The following is a 20,997-nucleotide window of genomic DNA, read 5'->3' on the forward strand; positions in this document are numbered from 1 at the left end:
GACAGCTTATTCATAAAGCCGGGCTTGCCCGGCTTTTTTATTGTTCTCGTACAAATCCGGAAGAGATGATGACGACCAGCGCCACTCCGCTTTTTGACCTCCAGGTGCGGCCGATTACTGCCGCCGATAATCCGCATATCGCTCATGTCATCCGCGTTGTTTCGGCGGAATTTGGGCTGACGGCTGACAAGGGCTATACCGTCTCCGATCCCCAGCTCGACCAGCTGTTTGAGCTCTACAGTGCCGATCAGAGCGCCTACTGGATTGTTGAGTATCAGGGCAGGGTGGTGGGCGGCGGAGGCGTGGCGCCTCTCGCCTGCAGTGCGCCAGACATCTGCGAACTGCAGAAAATGTACTTCCTGCCCGTGGTGCGCGGCCAGGGCCTGGCGCGCGAGCTGGCGCTGCGGGCGATGGATCATGCACGCAGCCACGGCTTCCGTCGCTGCTACCTTGAAACCACCGCCAGCCTCACCCGCGCCATCAGACTCTATGAGTCGCTGGGCTTTGCGCACATCGAAGGCGCGATGGGCTGCACCGGCCATGTGGATTGCGAAGTACGCATGCTGAAGACTTTATAAACCGCGCTCCACGTAACGCATATCGTTGATGGACTCGATTTTGAACTGCCCGTTATCGGTGTAGCGCAGCAGCGTCACGCTGGCATTCTTAAGCTGCTCGCGTAACGAAGTATCGCCCAGCGCCTGCAGCAGCGTGGTGATAGCCATACCGTGACTGACCACCAGCACATTGCCTCCGCCCTGCTGCTGCGCCTGCTTCGCGATTGCCGTGATACTCTCCACCATGCGCTTAGCTACCTGCTGATAGGTTTCGGCCTGGCCGGAGGATTTAACCCCTGGCAGCGATGGCGTGCCTGCGGCTTCCGCCTCATGAATCGCATCGATCATCCTGTCCATCTGAATTTTACCGGCGCTGAATGCCTCCAGCAGCGCCGTGTCGGAGGGGTAACCCGCCTGAAGGGCGGCAGCGGTAATCAGATTTTTATCCAGATCGCCTTCATAAAGGCCAAATCCCACCTCGCGCAGCCCTTTCATCTCTTTCAGTACAGGCGGATTTTTCCAGTTCTTCATCACCAGCTGCGCGGTTTCTCTCGCCCGACCCGAATCGCTGGACCAGGCCGCGACGAAGGGCAACGGCTGTAAACCCCGCCCCAGTTGCTCTGCAACCGCGGCGCCGGAAGCGGTCAGCGGCGTATCGGCCCATCCCTGGGCGCGATGCACCGTGTTAAACATGGTCTTGCCATGCCGGGTCACATAGAGCATCACATCCGCGGCCCAGGCGGAGCCGGCAGTGCTGACGGAGATGAGGGCAATTAACATCAGGGTTTTCAGTTTCGTTTTCATTTTACTCTCCGGGTTAAAAAAGATTGAATTTATATTGAATGACCACTTCGGCGGATAAACTGCGGGAGCGCTGAAATTTTCCCTGACTATTCAGGCGCGGAGTCTCTTTACTGTTTTTATATGACCAGCCATAACCGGTCAGCGTAAACAGCGTCAGATTTTTAAAGGAAGGATGCTGATTACTGAACTGATTAATTAATGAAACCTCGCCGGTTCGTACAAGATTATTACGATAATGGAACTGACCATAATTAAGCTGTATTCCACTGCTGATCCCTTTTGCAATTTCATACTGACTCAGAGAGACCAGCGCCAGCTCTCTGTCACGCATATAATCTTTGCCCGCGGAGGTCAGTGAAGTGAAACGTCCCCGGGTATTTTTAGTCAGGGGTCGGGCATAATATCCCACCGCCTGCTTTTTAGGGGCGGAGGTCCAGCCAGCAGCCAGCCTCTGCGTCCAGGCGCCCTGCTTCCAGATGGCCTCCCCGACATAGTGCCATGCCTGGTGATCAAAGGTTCTTTTGCTGGCGGGCATACTTTTATACTTTTCCAGCGCCTGGCTGCCATAGATCTGCGAAGCCAGTGACCAGTGTGGCGAGAGGGAATAGCCTGCCTCAATGACATGGCGGCGCTGATAGCGTTCGGCCTCACCAAACGCATAGGCCAGCGCGTGACCGCTATCTTTGTAGCTCAGCGCCGCGGTGTAAATGGCGTCGATTTTTTGCCGGGCCTGGGTTTGCAGCGCCAGCGTTTTACCTGAGTCGTGCCGTATGGCTTTGTTAACCATGGCAAGATCCAGCCGGGCATTCTGCCACGTCACGGCACCGCTGTAGCCGGCATAGCTGTTGCGCGACAGGCGATCCGTGGTCGTCAGCACACCGATATTTTTCAGTTCCTGCCAGCCTGCCTTCCCCTCGAACCGCAGCGCGCGGTTGCCGAGCTTCAGCTTAAGATAGCGCTGACTGAACTTGCTGAAGCCGTGCGCATCCCGCTTTTCCATGTTCCCGCCGCTGTCATAGAGCAGACCACGCGTGGAGAAGTAGTCGCTGGCGCCCAGGCGTACGGCGCGGGTATAGGTCGCATCAAACCCGAGCAGGTCCCACTGATAACCGGAACGAAAATCGAACGTCGCGGCCTGGCCCCAGGCGTTGTGAACCGCTGTGGGCTGCGCTTCGTTCTCCTTGAGATACTTCCAGTGGTTGCGCAGTCTGAGATCGAGCGCAGCGTCACGCCATAATCCGGAGGAGGTCTGAATGCCGGACGCATTAACATTTCCCCAGCAAAGGGTCAAAAATAGCGAAACAAATAACAGAGAATAACGTTTTCCTTTCATTATGAAGTCCCTCACCTGGCGATATTAAAAATCCGTCACCCCATGACAATAAGGGTGACCTGGTGCCGTTAACCCATAAAAAAACCCGACCCACTGCCCTCTGTTAAAAAGGGCAGCGAGTCGGGTTTTGCTTAAAAAAATAACAATCCCGCACTGACTCCGGGACTATATTTATTTAAGGATGCAAAGTCAGCGTAAAAAAGCCGTTATGTGATAGGTGGCACAAAATATCTTTGTCTGCCAGCGTGATTTAAAATAAAGCGTTACACAGCGCGTTATTTAAAACAGCGCCACGCAGAAAATATAAACGCGATCACCCAACCAGAAAAAGAGACACCCCGATCAGGGTGCCCACAGGGATTCACCAGGCGGGTACGCCGCTGTGAAAACGCAGCTCCGTGTCCGGCTCGCTAATCAGCTTCGCCTCGACCCGGCCAATCGCCTGCACCCGTGGCGCGATATCTTTTGCCGCGATCTGCGCGGCCAGCGTCAGGTAATCCTGATAGTGGCGCGCCTCGGAGCGGAGAAGCGACAGATAGAACTTCGCCAGCTCATCATCCAGCCAGGGAGCCAGACTGGCAAAACGTTCGCAGGAGCGCGCCTCAATGTAAGCGCCGCAAATCAGCTTATCCACCAGCGTTTCCGGCTCATGGGTGATCACCTCACGCAGCAGGGATTTTGCGTAGCGGCTGGAGGTGATCTTCTGATAGACCAGGCCGCGTGACTGCATAATCTCCCACACCTGATAGAAGTGATGCAGCTCCTCTTTAATCAGCAGCACCATCTTTTCCACCAGCTCATCGGCCCAGGGTAGTGCATTGCGCACGATGATGCGTTTCGTCAGATTTTTATGGGCATTGATAAAGTCGCTGTCACCATCTTCGCGGAAGATGAAGTCTTCATAGGGTTTCAGCCAGGCGAGAATTGCCTCGCCGCTCGGCTTGTCGGCCACATACTTACGGATTAACCACACCGCGGTCTGCGCGGCTTTCAGTTCGCACACCAGATGGTCGGTCAGCAGCAGGGTCAGGTTTTCCGGCTTGCGCGCCTCATCAATCCAGGCTTGCGGCGTGCGGCAGTGCAGAAACTGACAGATCGGTTCGAGTAGCGGTGCGTAATTCATGATGTCAGAACAGAGCAGGAGAAGGTAAGAGGCGGAGAGGGCTCCGCCCGGGCGACTTAGTGGCGAACACCATCATCATCTTCATCGTCGATAGCGTCGTCATCTTCCTCTTCGGCATCGGGATCTTCGAAATAGGTGCCCCAGCCGTCATAATCGACGTTGTATTTACCGACCAGGTTAACCAGCTGCTCAACCTGCACATCGATAAGTTCCGCTTTCAGCGCCGATTCGCTGAGGATGTCAACGCACATGACGGTCGTGCCATCTTCCAGCTCCAGCTCTTCCGGCTCGGTCACTTCATAACCCAGCTTAAAGGCGTCAACGGCCGCTTTTTCCAGCGAATCAAAATTATTGCATGAGAGATGATGCTCGATGGTATAGAGCGCATCGGGATCGCTGCCATCCTCCAGCAGTTCTTCGATAATCTGCCGCGTCTCTTCACGCTGCTCTTCCAGCAATGCTTCATATGCCATAACGATGTTCCTCTCTGAGTTCGGCAACAAACCGCTATTTTCCCACACTGCCTGTCGCGCCACTACACAAAACGACAAGTTTATTGGCACCCGCTCTTGAAAATGCATATTCATACGGTTAGATTGAATTTTAATTCACTTTAATGATTACCGGAGTGTTGTATGAGTCAGCTGTATCAGCGCCATTTCCTCAGGCTTCTGGATTTTACCCCCGCCGAAATGGATCACCTGCTTACCCTTTCCGCTGAATTAAAGCAGGCGAAAAAAAGCGCCAGCGAAGTGCAGTACCTGAAAGGCAAAAACATCGCGCTCATCTTCGAAAAAGACTCGACCCGTACCCGATGCTCTTTCGAAGTTGCCGCTTACGATCAGGGTGCTAACGTCACTTATCTCGGCCCGAGTGGCAGCCAGATCGGCCATAAAGAGTCGATGCGCGACACGGCGCGGGTGCTGGGCCGGATGTACGATGGCATCCAGTATCGCGGTTACGGTCAGGCGCTGGTTGAAACGCTGGCGGAACATGCCGGTGTGCCGGTCTGGAACGGCCTGACAGACGAATTTCACCCGACCCAGCTGCTGGCCGACCTGCTGACCATGCAGGAGCACCTGCCGGGCAAAAAACTCAGCGACATGACGCTGGTCTATGTCGGTGACGCACGCAACAACATGGGTAACACCATGCTGGAAGCGGCGGCGCTGACCGGACTGGATCTGCGCCTGGTGGCCCCGGAAAGCTGCTGGCCCGAGGCGCAACTGGTGGCAGAGTGCCGTGAGGTCGCCCGTCAGACCGGCGGTACCATCACCCTCACCGACAATATTGCCGACGGCGTCAAAGGCGCAGACTTCATCTACACTGATGTCTGGGTGTCGATGGGCGAAGCCAAAGAGGTCTGGGCAGAGCGTATCGCCCTGCTGCGTGACTATCAGGTTAACCGGGCGATGCTCGATCTGACCGGCAATCCGCAGGTGAAATTCCTGCACTGCCTGCCCGCTTTCCATGACGATCAGACCACGCTGGGTCAGCAGATGGCGGAACAGTACGATCTGCCTAACGGCATGGAGGTGAGCAACGAGGTGTTTGAGTCGGCGCACAGCATTGTCTTCGACCAGGCCGAGAACCGGATGCACACCATCAAAGCGGTGATGGTGGCCACGCTGGGCCAGCGCTGATCGTCCGGCGGCAGGCGGACTGACGCCACAGGTTGTCGCCCGCCTGCCGCCCCGGCCCTCTACGCAGCGCAAACGTTTTCCCTTGCTGCGCCACCGCGAACGGGTATAATGCGCCCCAATTTGCCGGAGGAAATATGCGACAGCACAGCGGACAATTTGACGCGCCATCACGCCTGACCGCAGGCGGTGCTGCTGTTTCTTTCGGTCATCGACCCGATCATAAAAAAGCCCCTTAAGCAGGGGCTTTTTTTTGTCCGCAATCCGGCCGCGCAGAGGAGAGAGTTATGGCTAACCCGCTATACCGCAAGCACATCATTTCAATTAACGACCTCAGTCGTGAAGAGCTGGAGCTGGCGCTGCACACCGCCGCTCAGCTGAAAGCCCATCCGCAGCCGGAACTGCTGAAGCACAAGGTGATTGCCAGCTGCTTCTTTGAGGCCTCGACCCGCACCCGCCTGTCGTTTGAAACCGCCATTCACCGTCTGGGTGCCTCAGCGGTGGGCTTTGCTGACGGCAGCAACACGTCACTGGGCAAAAAAGGCGAAACCCTGGCCGACACCATTTCCGTCATCGGCACCTATGTGGATGCGATTGTGATGCGTCATCCGCAGGAGGGCGCGGCGCGGCTGGCGACGGAGTTTTCCGGCGGCATCCCGATTCTGAACGCCGGTGACGGGGCCAATCAGCATCCGACCCAGACCCTGCTCGACCTCTTCACCATCCAGGAGACCCAGAGCCGCCTGAATAACCTGAACGTGGCGATGGTGGGGGATCTGAAATATGGCCGTACCGTGCACTCCCTGACCCAGGCGCTGGCGAAGTTTGATGGCAACCGCTTCTTCTTTATCGCGCCCGATGCGCTGGCGATGCCCGCCTATATCACCGACATGCTGGACGAGAAGAGTATCCCCTGGTCACGTCACGACAGCTTTGAAGAGGTCATGCCGCAGCTCGATATTCTTTACATGACGCGGGTGCAGAAAGAGCGGCTCGATCCGTCTGAATATGCCAACGTCAAAGCGCAGTTCATCCTCCGCGCCGCCGATCTCGCCACGGCGCGGGACAACATGAAAGTGCTGCACCCGCTGCCGCGCATCGACGAAATCACCACCGATGTCGACAGCACCCCTTACGCCTGGTATTTCCAGCAGGCGGGTAACGGCATCTATGCACGCCAGGCTCTGCTGGCACTGGTTTTAAACAGCGAACTCGCCCTGTAAGGAGATCTCATCATGACGCAGGACAACAAATTGCAGGTCGAAGCGATCAAATGCGGCACGGTCATCGACCACATTCCGGCACAGATCGGCTTTAAGCTGCTCTCTCTGTTCCGGCTGACCGAAACCGACCAGCGCATCACCATCGGCCTGAATCTGCCGTCGGGCGAGATGGGCCGCAAAGATCTGATCAAGATTGAAAACACCTTTCTCACCGACGATCAGATCAATCAGCTGGCGGTCTATGCGCCCGATGCCACGGTTAACCGCATCGACGACTATGAAGTGGTGGCCAAGATCGCCCCGACGCTGCCGGATCGCATTGAGCGGGTGCTGACCTGTCCCAACAGCAACTGCATCAGCCGCAGCGAGCCGGTCTTCTCCAGTTTTGCCGTGAAGCAGCGCGCCGACGATGTGCATCTCAAATGCAAATATTGCGAAAAAGAGTTCGCCCGCCACGTGGTGCTGGGTCACTGGTAATCGCCCTGCCCGACCTTATAATGGGCAACACCGGCGGCACCGCCGCCTGACGACATAATTAAAGGAGCCATGATGTCCCGTGAAATCAGTACTGAGAAAGCCCCTGCCGCGATCGGTCCCTATGTTCAGGGTGTCGATCTGGGCAGCATGATCATCACCTCAGGTCAGATCCCGGTCGATCCGGTCACCGGCCAGGTGGCGGATGACATTGCCGCACAGGCGCGTCAGTCGCTGGAGAATGTGAAGGCGATTGTGGAAGCGGCGGGCCTGAAGGTGGGCGATATCGTGAAGACCACGGTGTTCGTGAAGGACCTGAATGATTTTGCCACGGTCAACGCCACCTATGAGGCGTTTTTCACCGAGCATGACGCACACTTCCCGGCGCGTTCCTGTGTCGAAGTGGCGCGTCTGCCAAAGGATGTGAAGATTGAAATCGAAGCGATCGCGGTCCGTCGCTGATTCGTCCATCCGCCTCTCTCCGCCGCGCAGGCCGGAGAGAGGCGGTGACGCGCTTAACGCTTAGCCGGTCGCCACAGCCACAGTACGGCTATCGCCAGCGCAAACAGTACGCCAAACCCGACGCCCGTTGCGACAGCAGGCGCACCCGCCTTTATCGCCAGCGTATAGAGCCCCAGCATCACCAGCATCGCGCTGTTCTCACCGAGATTCTGCACCGCAATCGCGTTGCCGGAACCCACGCTCTCTTTGCCCCGCGCCTGCAGCAGCGCGTTCAGCGGCACCACAAAGAAACCGCCCAGCGCGCCAATCAGCATCAGCAGGAGATAGGCGCTGACCAGCGAATGCTGCAGCGAGAAGACGACGACCATCACGCCAATCAGGACGCCCGCGGGCATGCAGCGGCGCACCGTCTCCAGCGTCACCAGCTTCGCCGCCGCCGCCGCTCCCAGCACAATCCCGATCGCCACCATCGCATTCAGGGTGGTGGGAGTGGTGTTGTCGCTGATGCCCAGCGCCACCGGCACCCACAGCACCAGCAGGAAACGCAATGTCACGCCAGCGCCCCAGAAGAGGCTGGTGCCGAGCAGCGAGAAGCGCGTCTCTGCGTCGCGCCACAGCAGCCCAACGGCATCGAAAAAGCGGCGCACCATGACGCCCGGCCGCCAGCTCTGGCCTGGCCGCGCCGCCTGCAGTTTCGGGATAAAGAGGTTCGCGGCGACCGCAATACCGTAGGTGAGCGCACAGATCCCCAGCGCCGCCAGCAGATGCCAGTCCGCCAGCATTCCGCCCGCCACCGAGCCGAGCAGAATGGCGGCGATGGTCGAGCCCTCCATCAGCCCGTTGGCTTTCACCAGCTTCTCGCCGTGGGTAATCTCACCCAGGATGCCATATTTGGCCGGGGAATAGGCGGCTGCCCCCGCGCCGACCAGGGTATAGCCGATGAACGGATTGAAGCCGAAGCAGATGGTCAGCGCCCCCAGCAGCTTCAGGCTGTTGGCAAGCATCATTACCCGCCCTTTTGCCATGCTGTCCGCCACCTGACCGACAAAAGGCGCCAGCAGAATGTAGGCCGCGACAAAGAGCATCTGCAGGATCGGCTGGCTCCAGTCGGGATAGAACTGGCTTTTCAGCAGCGCCAGCGTGGCAAACAGCAGCGCGTTATCGCCGAAGGCGGAAAAGAACTGGGCGACAATCACGGCGATCATGCCGCGTGACATCAGCGGTGCAGTGCGATCAGGGCTCATGTCTGCTCCTCTTCCGCCATCTTTTTCAGCGTCACATAGTCAGGTTTCCCGCTGCCGAGCTGCGGCAGCTGTTTCACCACCCGGATGTCGCGCGGCAGCGCCAGATCCGGCGCGCCCAGCTCGCGTGCCGCTTTCTGCAGCGTGTCGCGCGCCAGTTCAGCGTCGGTGGTGAAGAGCACCAGCGCTTCGCCGCGCTGCCCATCGGGACGCAGTGAGGCGGCGTGCTGTTTGTCCGGCGACGCCTTCAGGGCGATCTGCTCAACGATCTCCAGCGACACCATCTCACCGGCAATCTTGGCAAAGCGTTTGGCACGGCCCTGAATCTGGCAGAAACCGCCTTCATCAAAGCTGACGATATCGCCGGTGTCATACCAGTCCGCCTCCATATTGCCTTCACCATCGTCGGCAACCGGCGCTTCGAGTACGCCAGGGTTTTCGACGCGCAGATAACCCTTCATCACGTTTGGCCCGCGCAGCTGCAGCCGTCCGCCGTTCTCGATGCCCGGCACCGACATCAGCCGTGAATCCATGCCCGGCAGAATCCGTCCGACGGTGTGCGCCTTCGTCGCCATCGGCACGTTGATGGCGACCACCGGCGCACACTCGGTGACGCCATAGCCTTCAAGGATGCGGATGCCGTACTTCTCCATATAGAGCTGGCGGGTGTTCTCCTGCAGCTTCTCGGCCCCCGCCACCACATAGCGCAGGCGGGCAAAATCGTACGGCGCGGCAAAGCGCGCATAGTTGCCCAGGAAGGTGGAGGTGCCAAACAGCACGGTGCAGTTGCGGTCATAGACCAGCTCCGGCACGATGCGATAGTGCAGCGGGCTGGGATAGAGAAAGACCTGCGCACCGGTCATCAGCGGCGTAAACAGGCCGACGGTCAGGCCAAAGGCATGAAACAGCGGCAGCGCCGACATAAAGCGATCGCGCGGCGTGAAGTCCGCCACGGTGCGGATCTGTTCGACGTTCGCCAGCAGGCTTTTATGCGAATGCACCACCCCTTTGGGATTGCCCTCCGAGCCGGAGGTAAACAGCACCATCGCGGCATCTTCCGGCTGCTGCGGCAGCTGGGCGCGGCGCGGCATCAGCAGATGGGCGAGGATCCACAGCTTGTCCTTGCTGGTGACGGTATCTTTGAGATCTTCCAAGTAAATCCACTGCACATCGTCCAGCCCCTGCGGCAGATGCCACAGGTTGCCTTTCTCCAGGAACTGCCGTGAGGTGAAGACCGTTTTAATCTGCGCGGCGGTCAGCGCCGCCCGCATGCCGTTCACGCCTGCGGTGTAGTTAAGCATCGCCGGAACGCGACCACGCAGTGAGGCACCGAAAATCGCTGCGGCCGTCACGGTGGTATTCGGCAGCAGCAGCCCCACCACTTCACGCGGCTGACTGTAGCGCTCCAGAATCCGGCCCACGCCCAGCGACTTTTTCAGCAGTCCGTTGTAGCTGTCAGGTTTGAAACTGACATCTTCGATGCAGCGCTTAAACGCGCCGTAGCGGGTCCGGGCGGAGAGCAGCGCCTCAAACAGGGTTTCACGCGGACGCACCGCCATGCGCGCTTCCATCATGATATGGTGCAGATGCTCCCCGGCCAGCATACGCCGGTCGCGCGCCCGTTTCGCCTCCGGCATCGGAATGCGGGTGGCGGGCAGCACAGAGAGGGTGATGCGCGGGAACAGGCGGCGTTTAAACACGCCCGCCAGGCGACCAAACGGCGTGAACTCTGCGCCTTCAATCCGCATCGGCACCACGTTCGCACCCGAGCGGGCCGCGACAAAGCCCGCCCCGCTGTAGATCTTCATCAGCGAGCCGGTGACGGTAATCCGCCCTTCCGGGAAGATCACCACCGGACGGCCACTGTCGATCAGCCGCACCAGCTGCTTCAGCGCCATCGGCCGGGTCGGGTCCAGCGGCACAAAATCGATAAACGGCCTGACCAGGCGCATAAACCAGCTTTCGCCGATGGTCGAGTAGATGGCGAAGACCGGTCTGACCGGCAAAAATAGCGCCAGCAATATGCCGTCGAGAAACGACATATGGTTCGGCGTGATCAATACCTTCTGTTTATGCAGTTCGGCGACGTCGCCACGCAGTTCGACCCGCCATAACAGGCGGAAGATGAGGCGCAAGAGTGTGAAAACCATGCCGGCTCCTTAGCATTGGGGAAAAATAGGCCCTCACGATGCAGGATTTGAGGCAGTTCGACAACAGAATTATCGCCACACCGACACCGCATCAGGGTGCCTGCCAGCCGCCGCCAAGGGCGGCCCACTGCGTGCCTGACCATATCCGTCAGAGGCACGCCGGACAGGCAAAAAAAAAACCCACGCTTCTGCGTGGGTTGGTGTAATAACAGGGTCTCACCGCCGAAGCGGTGTTGTTTTCACACCCATCAATACCTCTGGGATCGCTATCGTCGCACTGATTTGCCCTGCGGTGACAGCGTGAAAACGCAACCGAATTCGGGGAAGTGCAACGAGGTGTGAAAATTAGCCACCCCGCGCTTACACTCTGATTTTTCTAGGATTTATCTGAAGCGCCGGTGACCGGCTTGCTGTAGATTGCGTCCGGCGCGATGTTCATGTGCTTCAGCACCGGCCCCATGATGTTGCCGAACACCGGTGCGGCCACCGAGCCACCGAAGTGATCGCCCGCCGTCGGATGGTTAATCATCACCACCAGCGCCACTTCAGGATGACTGGCGGGCGCGAGACCGGCGGTGTAGTTGACGTAGCCGCCATCATATTTGCCGCTGGTGCCCATCTTTTCCGCCGTACCGGTTTTGGTTGCCAGCCGGTAGCCCGGCACCGCCGCCTTCACCCCGGTGCCGCCCGGCAGCACGTCGCTCTCCAGCATATGCACCACCTCTTTGACCGTTTCCGGATTCGCGACCTGTTTGCCCAGAACCGGCGGCGTCACGCGGGTGATCGACAGCGGACGGTAGACGCCATAGGAGCCGAGCGTGGCGTATTCACGGGCAATCTGCAGCGGCGTGACGCGCAGACCATACCCGAACGAGAAGGTGGCACGTTCGATATCGGCCCAGCGGGCGCGATGCAGCGGGAAGTAGCCCACGCTTTCGCCGGTCAGGCCTAAGCCGGTCGGTTTACCCAGTCCGAACGCATGATAGGTGTTGACCAGCGCTTCGGCGGGCATCGCCAGCGCCATATGCGAGACGCCGATGTCACTCGACTTCTGCAGGATGCCGGTCATGGTCAGGCGCGGCCAGTGGCCGACGTCGCGGATCAGGTGCCCGTTAACCCGATAAGGCGTGGTGTCGATCACCGAGTCAGGCCGCACCAGATGGCGCTCCAGCGCCTCCATGACCACTAACGGTTTGACGGTCGACCCCGGTTCGTAGCTGTCGTTGATAGCCGAGTTACGCATCTGCGCCGGCGTTGCCCCTTCATAGTTGTTGGGGTTGAACGACGGATAGGAGGCCATCGCCAGAATCTCGCCGGTGTCGATCTTCACCAGCACGGCGGCGCCGGAATCCGCCTTGTTGAGCAGCACGCCGTCGCGCAGTTTGCTGTAGAGGGTGTACTGATCGTATTTGTCGATGCTGAGCTGCACCGTTGGCGGCTGCGTTGGCGGCTGATAGTTAATCATCGAGATAATGTTGCCCGCCGCATCCTGGCGATAGACCTCTTTGCCCGGCTCGCCCTGCAGCACCTTATCAAAGCCTTTTTCCAGCCCGTTCAGACCGACGTTATCGGCCCCGACGATGCCGATCAGCGGCGCAGAGGCTTCGCTCATCGGATAGAAGCGGCTGTCATCATAGACTTCGCTGATCCCCTTCAGCTTCAGCTCTTTAATATCTTTGGCGATCCCCAGTTCGATTTTGCGCCCCAGGTAGAGAAAGCGGCGTTTCGGGTTGGCGGTGATCTGCGCGGCCAGCACTTCGGGACGGGTATTCAGCGCCGCGGCAAGATAGGCCCATTTGGCACTGGTAAAATCGGGGTTGCTCTCCAGCACGCGCTGCGGATCGGCGATCACATCGCGCGACGGCACGCTGAGCGCCAGGGCTTCGCCGTTACGATCCAGCAGGGTGCCGCGACTGGTGGGCAGCGTGACGGTTCGCAGCGATCGCTGATCCGCTTCGTGCTCCAGCATCGGCTGATTCAGGAACTGCAGGTCCGCGACGCGCGCCAGCAGCACCACCAGACAGGTCATCACACCCAGGCAGATCAGCCGGAATCGGAAAGGGTTAAAGGGGGCTTTTATCTGGTCTTTTCCCAGTAGTTTTTTAATCCGGGGCATGGCGTTCCGCTGCGCAAAATAAAGAAAAGGGGCTAAGCCAGCAGTTATAAAGAAAGCGCGGTCCGGATAACAGGAAAACTGTGTATCAGTTCGTTATCGGACACCGGTTGGCGGCAAAAAAAAACCTGCGCATCTGCGCAGGTTGGTGTAATCAAGAAAATCTATTGATGTTCACCCATCAATACCTCTGGGACCCTGACTGTAGCAAAGGCGATTGATCGGCTGCCATCACTCAAACGCAACAGTTACCGGCAAAATGTAACCAGCCATGAGATCTTTACGCTATTCTGCAATCCTGATGTTTTTTGATTTCCACCAGGCAACTCATGGCGTTTGGCCCCTGAGTCAGCGACGAGGTACCGATGTCGAGCGTAAGGACGTTAGGGTTCCCTGCGCGATCGTAAGGCTGCCACGCCTGGCCGAAGCCGGGATCGAACCAGGCCCCGGTGGCGATGATCACCACGCCCGGCGTAACCCCGTCGGTGATCTGCACACCCGCGAGCATCACCCCGCGAGCGTTGCTCACCTCGATCTCATCGCCCTCTGCCAGCCCGCGTGCCGCCGCATCCTGCGGATGCATGTAAAGCGTTTCGTGGCCGGCGGTTTTATTCCTCTGCACCGTATCGGTGGCGTCCAGCTGACTGTGCAGCCGGTCGGCAGGCTGAATGGAGATCATGTGCAGCGGATAGTCGCGACTGACCGGCGATCCCAGCCACTCCTGCGGCTCACGCCACTCCGGATGCCCGGCGAAATCGTCCAGCTGATAATCCGCAATGGTCTGGCTGAAAAGCTCGATTTTGCCGCTGGCCGTTTTAATCGGATTCGCCTGCGGATCGGCACGGAAATCCTCCATAAACTGATAAGGCTTGCCGCCTTCGGGAATTTCCACAAATCCGCGCTGCCAGAACTCATCAAATTCCGGAAAATCGATCCCTTTACGCTGATGTGCCGTGGCGCACTGCTGATAGAGATGCGCAATCCACTGCATCTCGTTGCGCCCTTCGGTGAAAGTGTCGCGGTAGCCCAGGCGCTCCGCCAGGTCAGCAAAGATATCGAAGTCGTTACGCGCCTGATGCTGCGGTTTAATCGCCTGATGCATTGCCAGCACAAAGCGGTCGCGTGAAGAGCCGCCGATGTCGTTGCGCTCCAGCGTGGTGGTCGCGGGCAGGACGATATCCGCCATCCGGGCGGCAGGCGTCCAGACGATATCCTGCACCACCACCGTATCGGGCCGCTGCCAGCCCGCCACCAGCCGGTTCAGCTGCTGATGATGATGGAAAGGATTGCCGCCCGCCCAGTGCACCATGTGAATGTCGGGATAGTGCAGCGTCTCGCCCTGAAAACGGTAAGGCTGACCGGGATTGAGCAGCATATCGCTGATCCGGGCCACCGGAATCGACAGCCCGGCGGGGTTAGGACCGGTGCTCATCATCGGGGCAGGCCCCTCCTGACGCGGGTTACCGACGCTGTTCATCGAGCCGTGACCAAATGAGAAACCGGCCCCCGGCAGACCCGGCTGACCGAGCATCGACGACAGCGCAATCATCATCCAGTAAGGCTGCTCGCCGCGATGGGCGCGCTGAACCGAATAGGAGCAGGTCATAAAGCTGCGCTTGCCGATCAGCTGCTGCGCCAGCTGCACAATACGATCGGCCGGAATGCCGGTAATGCGGCTGGCCCAGCCGGCGGTTTTCGCCACGCCATCCGTCTCGCCCAGCAGATAGGCACGCAGCTGCGGCCAGCCGGTGCAGTGACTGGCGAGAAACGCCTCATCCACTGCGCCACGCTGGTTGATCTCATACCCCAGCGCCAGCATCAGTGCCACGTCGGTATTAGGGCGAATCGGAATCCACTCGGCGTTTACAAATTCCGGGCAGTCATCGCGCATCGGACTGATGTTAATCACCGGCGTGCCTCTGGCCGCCAGCTGCTGCAGCGCCGGTTTCAGGCTGTGCTGCCCCGCTCCGCCGGAGGCGACCTGAGCGTTTTTCAGCGCCAGTCCCCCGAACGCGACAAAAATCTCAGCATGTTCGACCACCTGCGGCCATTCGGTCACGCGGCCGGTCAGTGGCATGTAGGTGCCAATCACATAGGGCAGGAAGAACTGCGCGGCTCCCCAGCTGTAGTTGCCCTGCTGATCGACGCCGCCGCCGCCCTGAAAATAGAAGCGGCGCACCAGGGTGCGGGCGTGGTTAACGCGACCGGCCGATGACCAGCCGTAGGAACCGTTGAAAATGCCTGAGGCACCGTAGCGCTCACGGACGCGGCGATTCTCTTCCGCCACCAGGTCCAGCGCGGTCTCCCAGTCAACGGCAACAAAGTCTTCGCGGCCACGCAGCGTGCGGTCGCTGTTTTCGCGTGACTTCAGCCACGAGCGCCGCACCATCGGCTGACGGATGCGTTTGTCGGAATAGACCAGTTCTGGAATGGTGTGGATCATCGGTGACGGATCGGCATCGGCGAAGAAAGGTTCGCAGCCCGTCAGGCGATCGTTTTCAGTGACGGCGGTAAAGGCGCCCCAGTGCGCCAGGTGTGGCACTTTGGTTTTCATCGTTGTTTTTCACGGTAGCCAGGGGGGACAGGGAGCATAACATGGGGCGGCCTCTCAGCAGAAGATGTGCCTGCGGGTCCGATTTTGCCCCTTTTTGCGACGACGCTGGCATTCTGTCGGGTTGATGTGTCTGCCCTTTTCCGTAACACTGATGCGATGTGTAAACGTTTTCCCCCGGACAGGTCAACGCATGGCTACCATAAAGGATGTTGCGCGACTGGCTGGCGTTTCTGTCGCCACAGTCTCCCGTGTAATCAATAATTCTCCCAAAGCCAGCGACAGCTCCCGACAGGCCGTAGGCCAGGCGATGGAGCAGCTTCAGTATCACCCGAATGCCAACGCACGCGCGCTGGCGCAGCAATCGACCGAAACGCTGGGTCTGATTGTGGGCGACGTCTCCGACCCCTTTTTTGGCGCCATGGTGAAAGCCGTGGATGAGGTCGCAGGCGACACCGGTAACTTTCTGCTGATTGGTAACGGTTACCATAATGAGCAAAAAGAGCGGCAGGCAATTGAACAGCTGATGCGCCACCGCTGTGCGGCGCTGGTGGTTCACGCCAAGAAAATTCCCGATGCGGAGCTGGAAGTGCTGATGAAGCAGGTGCCCGGTATGGTGCTGCTGAACCGGCTGATAAAAGGTTTTGAAAAGCGCTGTATTGCGCTCGACGACCGCTACGGCGCCTGGCTGGCGACCCGCCATCTCATCCAGCTTGGCCACCAGAATATCGCTTTTATCTGTTCGACCCACACCATCTCTGATGCCGAAGATCGCCTGCAGGGCTACTACGATGCGCTGAAGGAGCATGGCCTGCCCTGCAGCGATCGGCTGGTCACCTGGGGCGAACCGGATGAGGTGGGCGGTGAGCAGGCGATGACGGAACTGTTAGGGCGCGGCAGGAACTTTACCGCTGTCGCCTGCTACAACGACTCCATGGCGGCAGGCGCGCTGGCGGTGCTGAGCGACAACGGCGTGCGCGTGCCGGAAGAGATGTCGCTGATTGGCTTCGATGATGTGCTGGTGTCGCGCTATGTGCGTCCCCGCCTCACTACCGTGCGCTATCCGATTGTCACCATGGCGCAGCAGGCGGCTCAGCTGGCGCTGGCGCTGGCCAACGACCAGCCGCTGCCGGAAGTCACCCATATGTTCAGCCCGACGCTGGTGCGCCGCCATTCGGTAAGCGGCCCCGCCTGACGTCACGGCGGCGGGTCCGGCGCATCCGCGCTCCCCGCCGCTCCCCCGCACCAGACGATAACCTGCCCTCTCTTTTTATACCCGCCAGCACGATCCACTATGTAGAGCCTTCTTTGTTTCAGGTCAAAACCGCGCGCATTAATTTCCGGAAATCACTACATGTAGGGAATAGAATTCTCAGAACCCCAATATGTGGTTCATGGAGAGAAAAATGGCGACGGTGGTAATCAAACGTGATGGGTGCCGGACAGGCTTCGATGCGCAGCGTATTGAGCATGCGGTGTTGGCGGCGGCACGGGCCGTAAAGGTCGATGACAGCGCCTGGTGCGCGCAGGTCGCTGAGCGCGTCGCGGCGCAGCTGGCCAATCGTCCGGAAGTGGATATCGGTGAGATTCAGTGCGCGGTCGAAGAGACGCTGATGGCGGGCCCCTGGCCGCAACTGGCTCGCGCCTATATTGAATACCGTCACGATCGCGATGTGGCCCGCGATCGGCAGAGCCAGTTGCATCACGCCATTCGCGGGCTGGTCGATCAGACCAACGCCGCGCTGCTGAATGAGAATGCCAACAAAGACAGCAAAGTGATCCCGACGCAGCGCGACCTGCTGGCCGGGATCGTGGCGAAGCACTATGCGCAGCAGCAGATCCTGCCGCGCGATGTGGTGCTGGCGCACGAGCGCGGCGAGATCCACTACCACGATCTCGACTACTCCCCCTTCTTCCCGATGTTCAACTGCATGCTGATCGATCTCAAAGGCATGCTGACCAACGGTTTCAAAATGGGCAATGCCGAGATCGAGCCGCCCAAATCGATCGCCACCGCCACCGCCGTGACGGCCCAGATCATCGCGCAGGTCGCCAGCCACATTTACGGCGGCACCACCATCAATCGCATCGATGAGGTGCTGGCGCCGTTTGTTAAGCAGAGCTATGCCCGGCATCTGGCGATCGCGGAACAGTGGCAGATCCCGCAGGCAGAAGCGTATGCGCGCCAGCGCACCGACAAAGAGTGCTATGACGCCTTTCAGTCGCTGGAGTATGAGGTGAATACCCTGCACACCGCCAACGGACAGACTCCGTTTGTCACCTTTGGTTTTGGTCTGGGAACGGACTGGGCAGCCCGCCTGATCCAGCAGTCGATTCTGCGCAACCGCCTGGCCGGACTCGGTAAAAACCGTAAAACCGCCGTCTTTCCCAAACTGGTGTTCACCATTCGCGAAGGCGTTAACCGGCGTGCAGGTGACGTTAACTATGACATCAAACAGCTGGCGCTGGAGTGTGCCAGCAAGCGGATGTATCCCGACATCCTCAACTACGATCAGGTGGTGAAAGTCACCGGCTCGTTTAAAACCCCGATGGGCTGCCGCAGTTTTCTTGGCGTCTACGAAGAGAACGGCGAACAGATCCATGAAGGCCGCAACAATATCGGGGTGATCAGCCTCAATCTGCCGCGCATCGCGCTGGAAGCGGGCGGCGATGAAGCGCGCTTCTGGCAACTGCTGGATGCGCGTCTGCTGCTGGCGAAGCGGGCGCTGATGACGCGGGTGGCGCGGCTGGAGAAAACCAAAGCGCGCGTGGCCCCCATCCTCTACATGGAAGGGGCCTGCGGTGTCCGGCTCAACGCCGATGATGAGGTGGGGCCGATTTTCCGCAATGGCCGCGCCTCCCTGTCGCTGGGCTACATCGGCCTGCATGAAACCCTGAATGCCCTCAGCGGCGGCCAGAAGCACCCCTATGATGACGCGGCGCTGCGCGCCAAAGGGGTGGAGATCATCGCCTATCTGCGCGCTGCCACCGATCGCTGGAAAGCCGAAACCCATTACGGCTTCAGCCTCTACAGCACGCCGAGTGAGAATCTCTGTGACCGCTTCTGCCGTCTGGACGCGGCGCAGTTTGGTCTGGTGGCGGGCGTGACGGACAAGGGCTACTACACCAACAGCTTCCATCTCGACGTTGAGAAGAAGGTGAATCCCTACGATAAAATCGACTTTGAAGCGCCCTATCCACCGCTGGCGAATGGCGGATTCATCTGTTACGGCGAATACCCGAACGTGCAGCACAACCTCAGGGCGCTGGAGGATGTCTGGGACTACAGCTACGACCGCGTGCCCTATTACGGCACCAATACCCCGATTGATGAGTGCTACGACTGCGGCTTCAACGGCGAGTTCACCTGCACCAGCCGCGGCTTTACCTGTCCGCAGTGCGGCAATCACGATCCGGCGCGCGTCTCCGTCACCCGGCGGGTCTGCGGCTATCTCGGCAGCCCGGATGCGCGGCCCTTTAACGCCGGAAAACAGCAGGAAGTACAGCGCCGGGTGAAACATCTGGCAGAAGGACCGCTGGGATGATGCATATCCATCGCTACTACGATGTGGATATCGTTAATGGCCCCGGCACCCGCTGCACGCTGTTTGTCGCCGGTTGTGAACATCAGTGTCGCGGCTGCTACAACCAGAGTACCTGGCGAACCGACTCGGGCGTGCCTTTCACGCTGGCGATGGAGGAGCAGCTGCTGGCGGATTTGCAGGACACGCGCATTCCACGTCAGGGATTGTCGCTGAGCGGCGGCGATCCGCTGCATCCGCACAACGTGCCACACATTCGCCGTCTGGTGAAGCGGGTGCGCCAGAGCTGTCCCGGTAAAGATATCTGGCTCTGGACCGGTTACCGGATGCAGGAGCTGAATGCCGCGCAGCGCGCCGTGCTGATCTATCTCGACGTGCTGATTGATGGCCGTTTTGTCGAAGAGGAGAAGGATGTCTCGCTGCCCTGGCGCGGCAGCCGCAATCAGATCCTCTGGCAGTTACGCTGAGTGACGCGGGATGTCGCCCGACTCAATGATAGTGACGCTTTCGCCCGCCGGCGTGAACGCCTGCTGATGCAGACAGCGGGCCACGTCGCGTGCGTTCACCGCCCGCCAGTGACCCGGCAGCAGAGAAAAGAGCGGGGCCATCAGGCGTTCCCCCGGACGCGTCTGCGCCCGCTCGCCCAGCAGTAACGAAGGCCGTACCAGCGTCAGGTGCGGCCAGCCCTGATGGCGCAATGCGTTTTCCATTTCGCCTTTCACGCGACTGTACAGGAAAGGTGAGTGACGGCTGGCACCGTGGGCGCTCACCACCAGCATCTGTTTTGCCCCCAGCCGCAGTCCGCTCAATCCGCTGTCCACCACCAGGGTGTAATCGACGTGAATAAACGCCGCTTTGCTGCCCGCCTGCCGGCGCGTGGTGCCCAGACAGCAGAACACCGTATCCAGCGAAGAGTGCAATGGCCCGAGTACATCGGTCAGGTCGGCCTCCACCGGGTTGACGACCTTACGCAGGACAGGCAGCGGACGACGGGTTGGCGCGATGATCTCATCGACGCGCGGATCCTCAATCAGTAAGCGCAGCAGATGCGACCCGACTAAGCCGGTGGCTCCGGTCAGTAATACGCGATTCATCTCAGATTCATCCTTATTTCACTGCTGACAGCTTAAAAGATAGCTGATCTTAACGGTCTGGCTTGCGTTCTCGCCCATAGCGACCAGGCTTAAATCCTGATCCGGAAAGCGCGCCTCGCGCTCCACTGCTTTAAGGAGGAAACAAAATGAGCAAGAAAGTTGCGGTTTTGATTACCGATGAATTTGAAGACTCAGAATTTACGTCACCTGCTGAGGTCTACAAACGCGCCGGGTTTGAGGTAGTGACCATTGAGCACCAGGCCGGAAATGTCGTAAAAGGCAAAAAAGGCGAAGCCGAAGTGACCATCGATCGCAGCATTGACGACGTCAGCCCGGCTGAGTTTGATGCGCTGCTGCTGCCAGGCGGTCATTCACCGGATTCGCTGCGTGGCGATGACCGCTTTGTCGCCTTCACCAAAGAGTTCGTTGCCAGCGGCAAGCCTATCTTTGCTATCTGCCACGGCCCCCAGCTGCTGATCAGCGCCAATGGCGTGCGTGGTCGCAAGATGACCACCGTAAAAGCCGTTGCCATCGACCTGATCAACGCCGGTGCCGACTTCCATGATAAGGAAGTGGTGGTTGACGGCGATAAGCTGGTGACCAGCCGCACCCCGGCCGATTTACCTGCCTTCAATCGCGAATCTCTGCGTATCCTCGAAGCACTGTAAATCCGTTGCGCCCTTTTCGCTG

Annotated in this window: 18 protein-coding genes; 9 read left to right on the plus strand and 9 right to left on the minus strand. The window is 59.2% G+C overall.

From position 1 onward, the window contains the following. Positions 1-68 precede the first annotated feature (68 nt). Entirely contained in the window at positions 69-578 is a 510-nt protein-coding gene (locus HFD92_RS09840) for a GNAT family N-acetyltransferase (RefSeq protein ID WP_167428933.1), read from the plus strand. On the opposite strand, the gene HFD92_RS09845 is transcribed toward HFD92_RS09840, so the two are convergent. From HFD92_RS09845 to rraB, 4 genes are all read right to left on the minus strand, one after another. Then, complete coding sequence (locus HFD92_RS09845; protein WP_167428869.1) at positions 573-1,361, minus strand: histidine phosphatase family protein; 789 nt, start codon at positions 1,359-1,361, stop codon at positions 573-575. The two genes, HFD92_RS09840 and HFD92_RS09845, sit on opposite strands and share 6 nt — an antisense overlap. A 13-nt stretch (positions 1,362-1,374) precedes the next feature. Next, positions 1,375-2,694 (minus strand): hypothetical protein, encoded by a 1,320-nt coding sequence (locus tag HFD92_RS09850; protein ID WP_167428870.1) that lies wholly within the window; start codon positions 2,692-2,694, stop codon positions 1,375-1,377. A 361-nt stretch (positions 2,695-3,055) separates the two neighbouring features. After that, a complete protein-coding gene (locus tag HFD92_RS09855) occupies positions 3,056-3,817 on the minus strand; it encodes a tRNA-(ms[2]io[6]A)-hydroxylase (RefSeq protein ID WP_009092364.1) in 762 nt (253 codons plus the stop codon). A 56-nt stretch (positions 3,818-3,873) separates the two neighbouring features. Continuing rightward, positions 3,874-4,290: a ribonuclease E inhibitor RraB gene (gene rraB, locus HFD92_RS09860; RefSeq protein ID WP_009092365.1), complete on the minus strand. Its 417-nt coding sequence runs from the start codon at positions 4,288-4,290 to the stop codon at positions 3,874-3,876. A gap of 162 nt (positions 4,291-4,452) precedes the next feature. Here rraB and argF point away from each other — a divergent pair, with 162 nt between their 5' ends. The 4 genes from argF (at position 4,453) to ridA (ending at position 7,616) form a co-directional block, all read left to right on the plus strand. Continuing rightward, positions 4,453-5,460, plus strand: coding sequence for an ornithine carbamoyltransferase (gene argF / locus HFD92_RS09865; protein WP_046101107.1), 1,008 nt, complete (start codon positions 4,453-4,455; stop codon positions 5,458-5,460). Positions 5,461-5,744: 284 nt separating this feature from the next. Continuing rightward, on the plus strand, positions 5,745-6,680 hold the full coding sequence (pyrB, locus tag HFD92_RS09870; RefSeq protein WP_009092369.1) for an aspartate carbamoyltransferase: 936 nt from the start codon (positions 5,745-5,747) through the stop codon (positions 6,678-6,680). Positions 6,681-6,692: 12 nt separating this feature from the next. Next, complete coding sequence (gene pyrI / locus HFD92_RS09875; RefSeq protein ID WP_167428871.1) at positions 6,693-7,157, plus strand: aspartate carbamoyltransferase regulatory subunit; 465 nt, start codon at positions 6,693-6,695, stop codon at positions 7,155-7,157. A gap of 72 nt (positions 7,158-7,229) precedes the next feature. After that, positions 7,230-7,616: a 2-iminobutanoate/2-iminopropanoate deaminase gene (gene ridA / locus HFD92_RS09880; RefSeq protein WP_058957616.1), complete on the plus strand. Its 387-nt coding sequence runs from the start codon at positions 7,230-7,232 to the stop codon at positions 7,614-7,616. 53 nt (positions 7,617-7,669) lie between these two features. On the opposite strand, the gene lplT is transcribed toward ridA, so the two are convergent. The 4 genes from lplT to HFD92_RS09900 form a co-directional block, all read right to left on the minus strand. Then, positions 7,670-8,860 (minus strand): lysophospholipid transporter LplT, encoded by a 1,191-nt coding sequence (gene lplT / locus HFD92_RS09885; protein WP_009092375.1) that lies wholly within the window; start codon positions 8,858-8,860, stop codon positions 7,670-7,672. Next, complete coding sequence (aas, locus tag HFD92_RS09890; protein WP_167428872.1) at positions 8,857-11,007, minus strand: bifunctional acyl-ACP--phospholipid O-acyltransferase/long-chain-fatty-acid--ACP ligase; 2,151 nt, start codon at positions 11,005-11,007, stop codon at positions 8,857-8,859. Before aas ends, lplT begins: the two co-directional genes overlap by 4 nt. Before the next feature lie 376 nt (positions 11,008-11,383). Continuing rightward, positions 11,384-13,123: a penicillin-binding transpeptidase domain-containing protein gene (locus tag HFD92_RS09895; protein WP_009092384.1), complete on the minus strand. Its 1,740-nt coding sequence runs from the start codon at positions 13,121-13,123 to the stop codon at positions 11,384-11,386. A gap of 277 nt (positions 13,124-13,400) precedes the next feature. Further along, positions 13,401-15,674: a molybdopterin guanine dinucleotide-containing S/N-oxide reductase gene (locus HFD92_RS09900; protein WP_167428873.1), complete on the minus strand. Its 2,274-nt coding sequence runs from the start codon at positions 15,672-15,674 to the stop codon at positions 13,401-13,403. A gap of 190 nt (positions 15,675-15,864) precedes the next feature. Here HFD92_RS09900 and galR point away from each other — a divergent pair, with 190 nt between their 5' ends. The 3 genes from galR to nrdG all read left to right on the plus strand — a co-directional run bounded on the left by galR (position 15,865) and on the right by nrdG (position 19,680). Next, positions 15,865-16,866, plus strand: a complete 1,002-nt coding sequence (gene galR, locus HFD92_RS09905; protein WP_009092386.1) for an HTH-type transcriptional regulator GalR — start codon at positions 15,865-15,867, stop codon at positions 16,864-16,866. 211 nt (positions 16,867-17,077) lie between these two features. Next, positions 17,078-19,216, plus strand: a complete 2,139-nt coding sequence (nrdD, locus tag HFD92_RS09910) for an anaerobic ribonucleoside-triphosphate reductase (RefSeq protein ID WP_009092387.1) — start codon at positions 17,078-17,080, stop codon at positions 19,214-19,216. Continuing rightward, positions 19,213-19,680: an anaerobic ribonucleoside-triphosphate reductase-activating protein gene (gene nrdG / locus HFD92_RS09915; protein ID WP_167428874.1), complete on the plus strand. Its 468-nt coding sequence runs from the start codon at positions 19,213-19,215 to the stop codon at positions 19,678-19,680. Before nrdD ends, nrdG begins: the two co-directional genes overlap by 4 nt. On the opposite strand, the gene HFD92_RS09920 is transcribed toward nrdG, so the two are convergent. Next, positions 19,672-20,307 (minus strand): NAD-dependent epimerase/dehydratase family protein, encoded by a 636-nt coding sequence (locus tag HFD92_RS09920; protein ID WP_167428875.1) that lies wholly within the window; start codon positions 20,305-20,307, stop codon positions 19,672-19,674. The genes nrdG and HFD92_RS09920 overlap by 9 nt on opposite strands. A gap of 146 nt (positions 20,308-20,453) precedes the next feature. Here HFD92_RS09920 and HFD92_RS09925 point away from each other — a divergent pair, with 146 nt between their 5' ends. Beyond that, positions 20,454-20,975: a type 1 glutamine amidotransferase domain-containing protein gene (locus HFD92_RS09925; RefSeq protein ID WP_167428876.1), complete on the plus strand. Its 522-nt coding sequence runs from the start codon at positions 20,454-20,456 to the stop codon at positions 20,973-20,975. Positions 20,976-20,997 lie beyond the last annotated feature (22 nt).

This window comes from Pantoea sp. EKM101V, assembly GCF_011800325.1.
Classification (GTDB): domain Bacteria; phylum Pseudomonadota; class Gammaproteobacteria; order Enterobacterales; family Enterobacteriaceae; genus Pantoea; species Pantoea anthophila.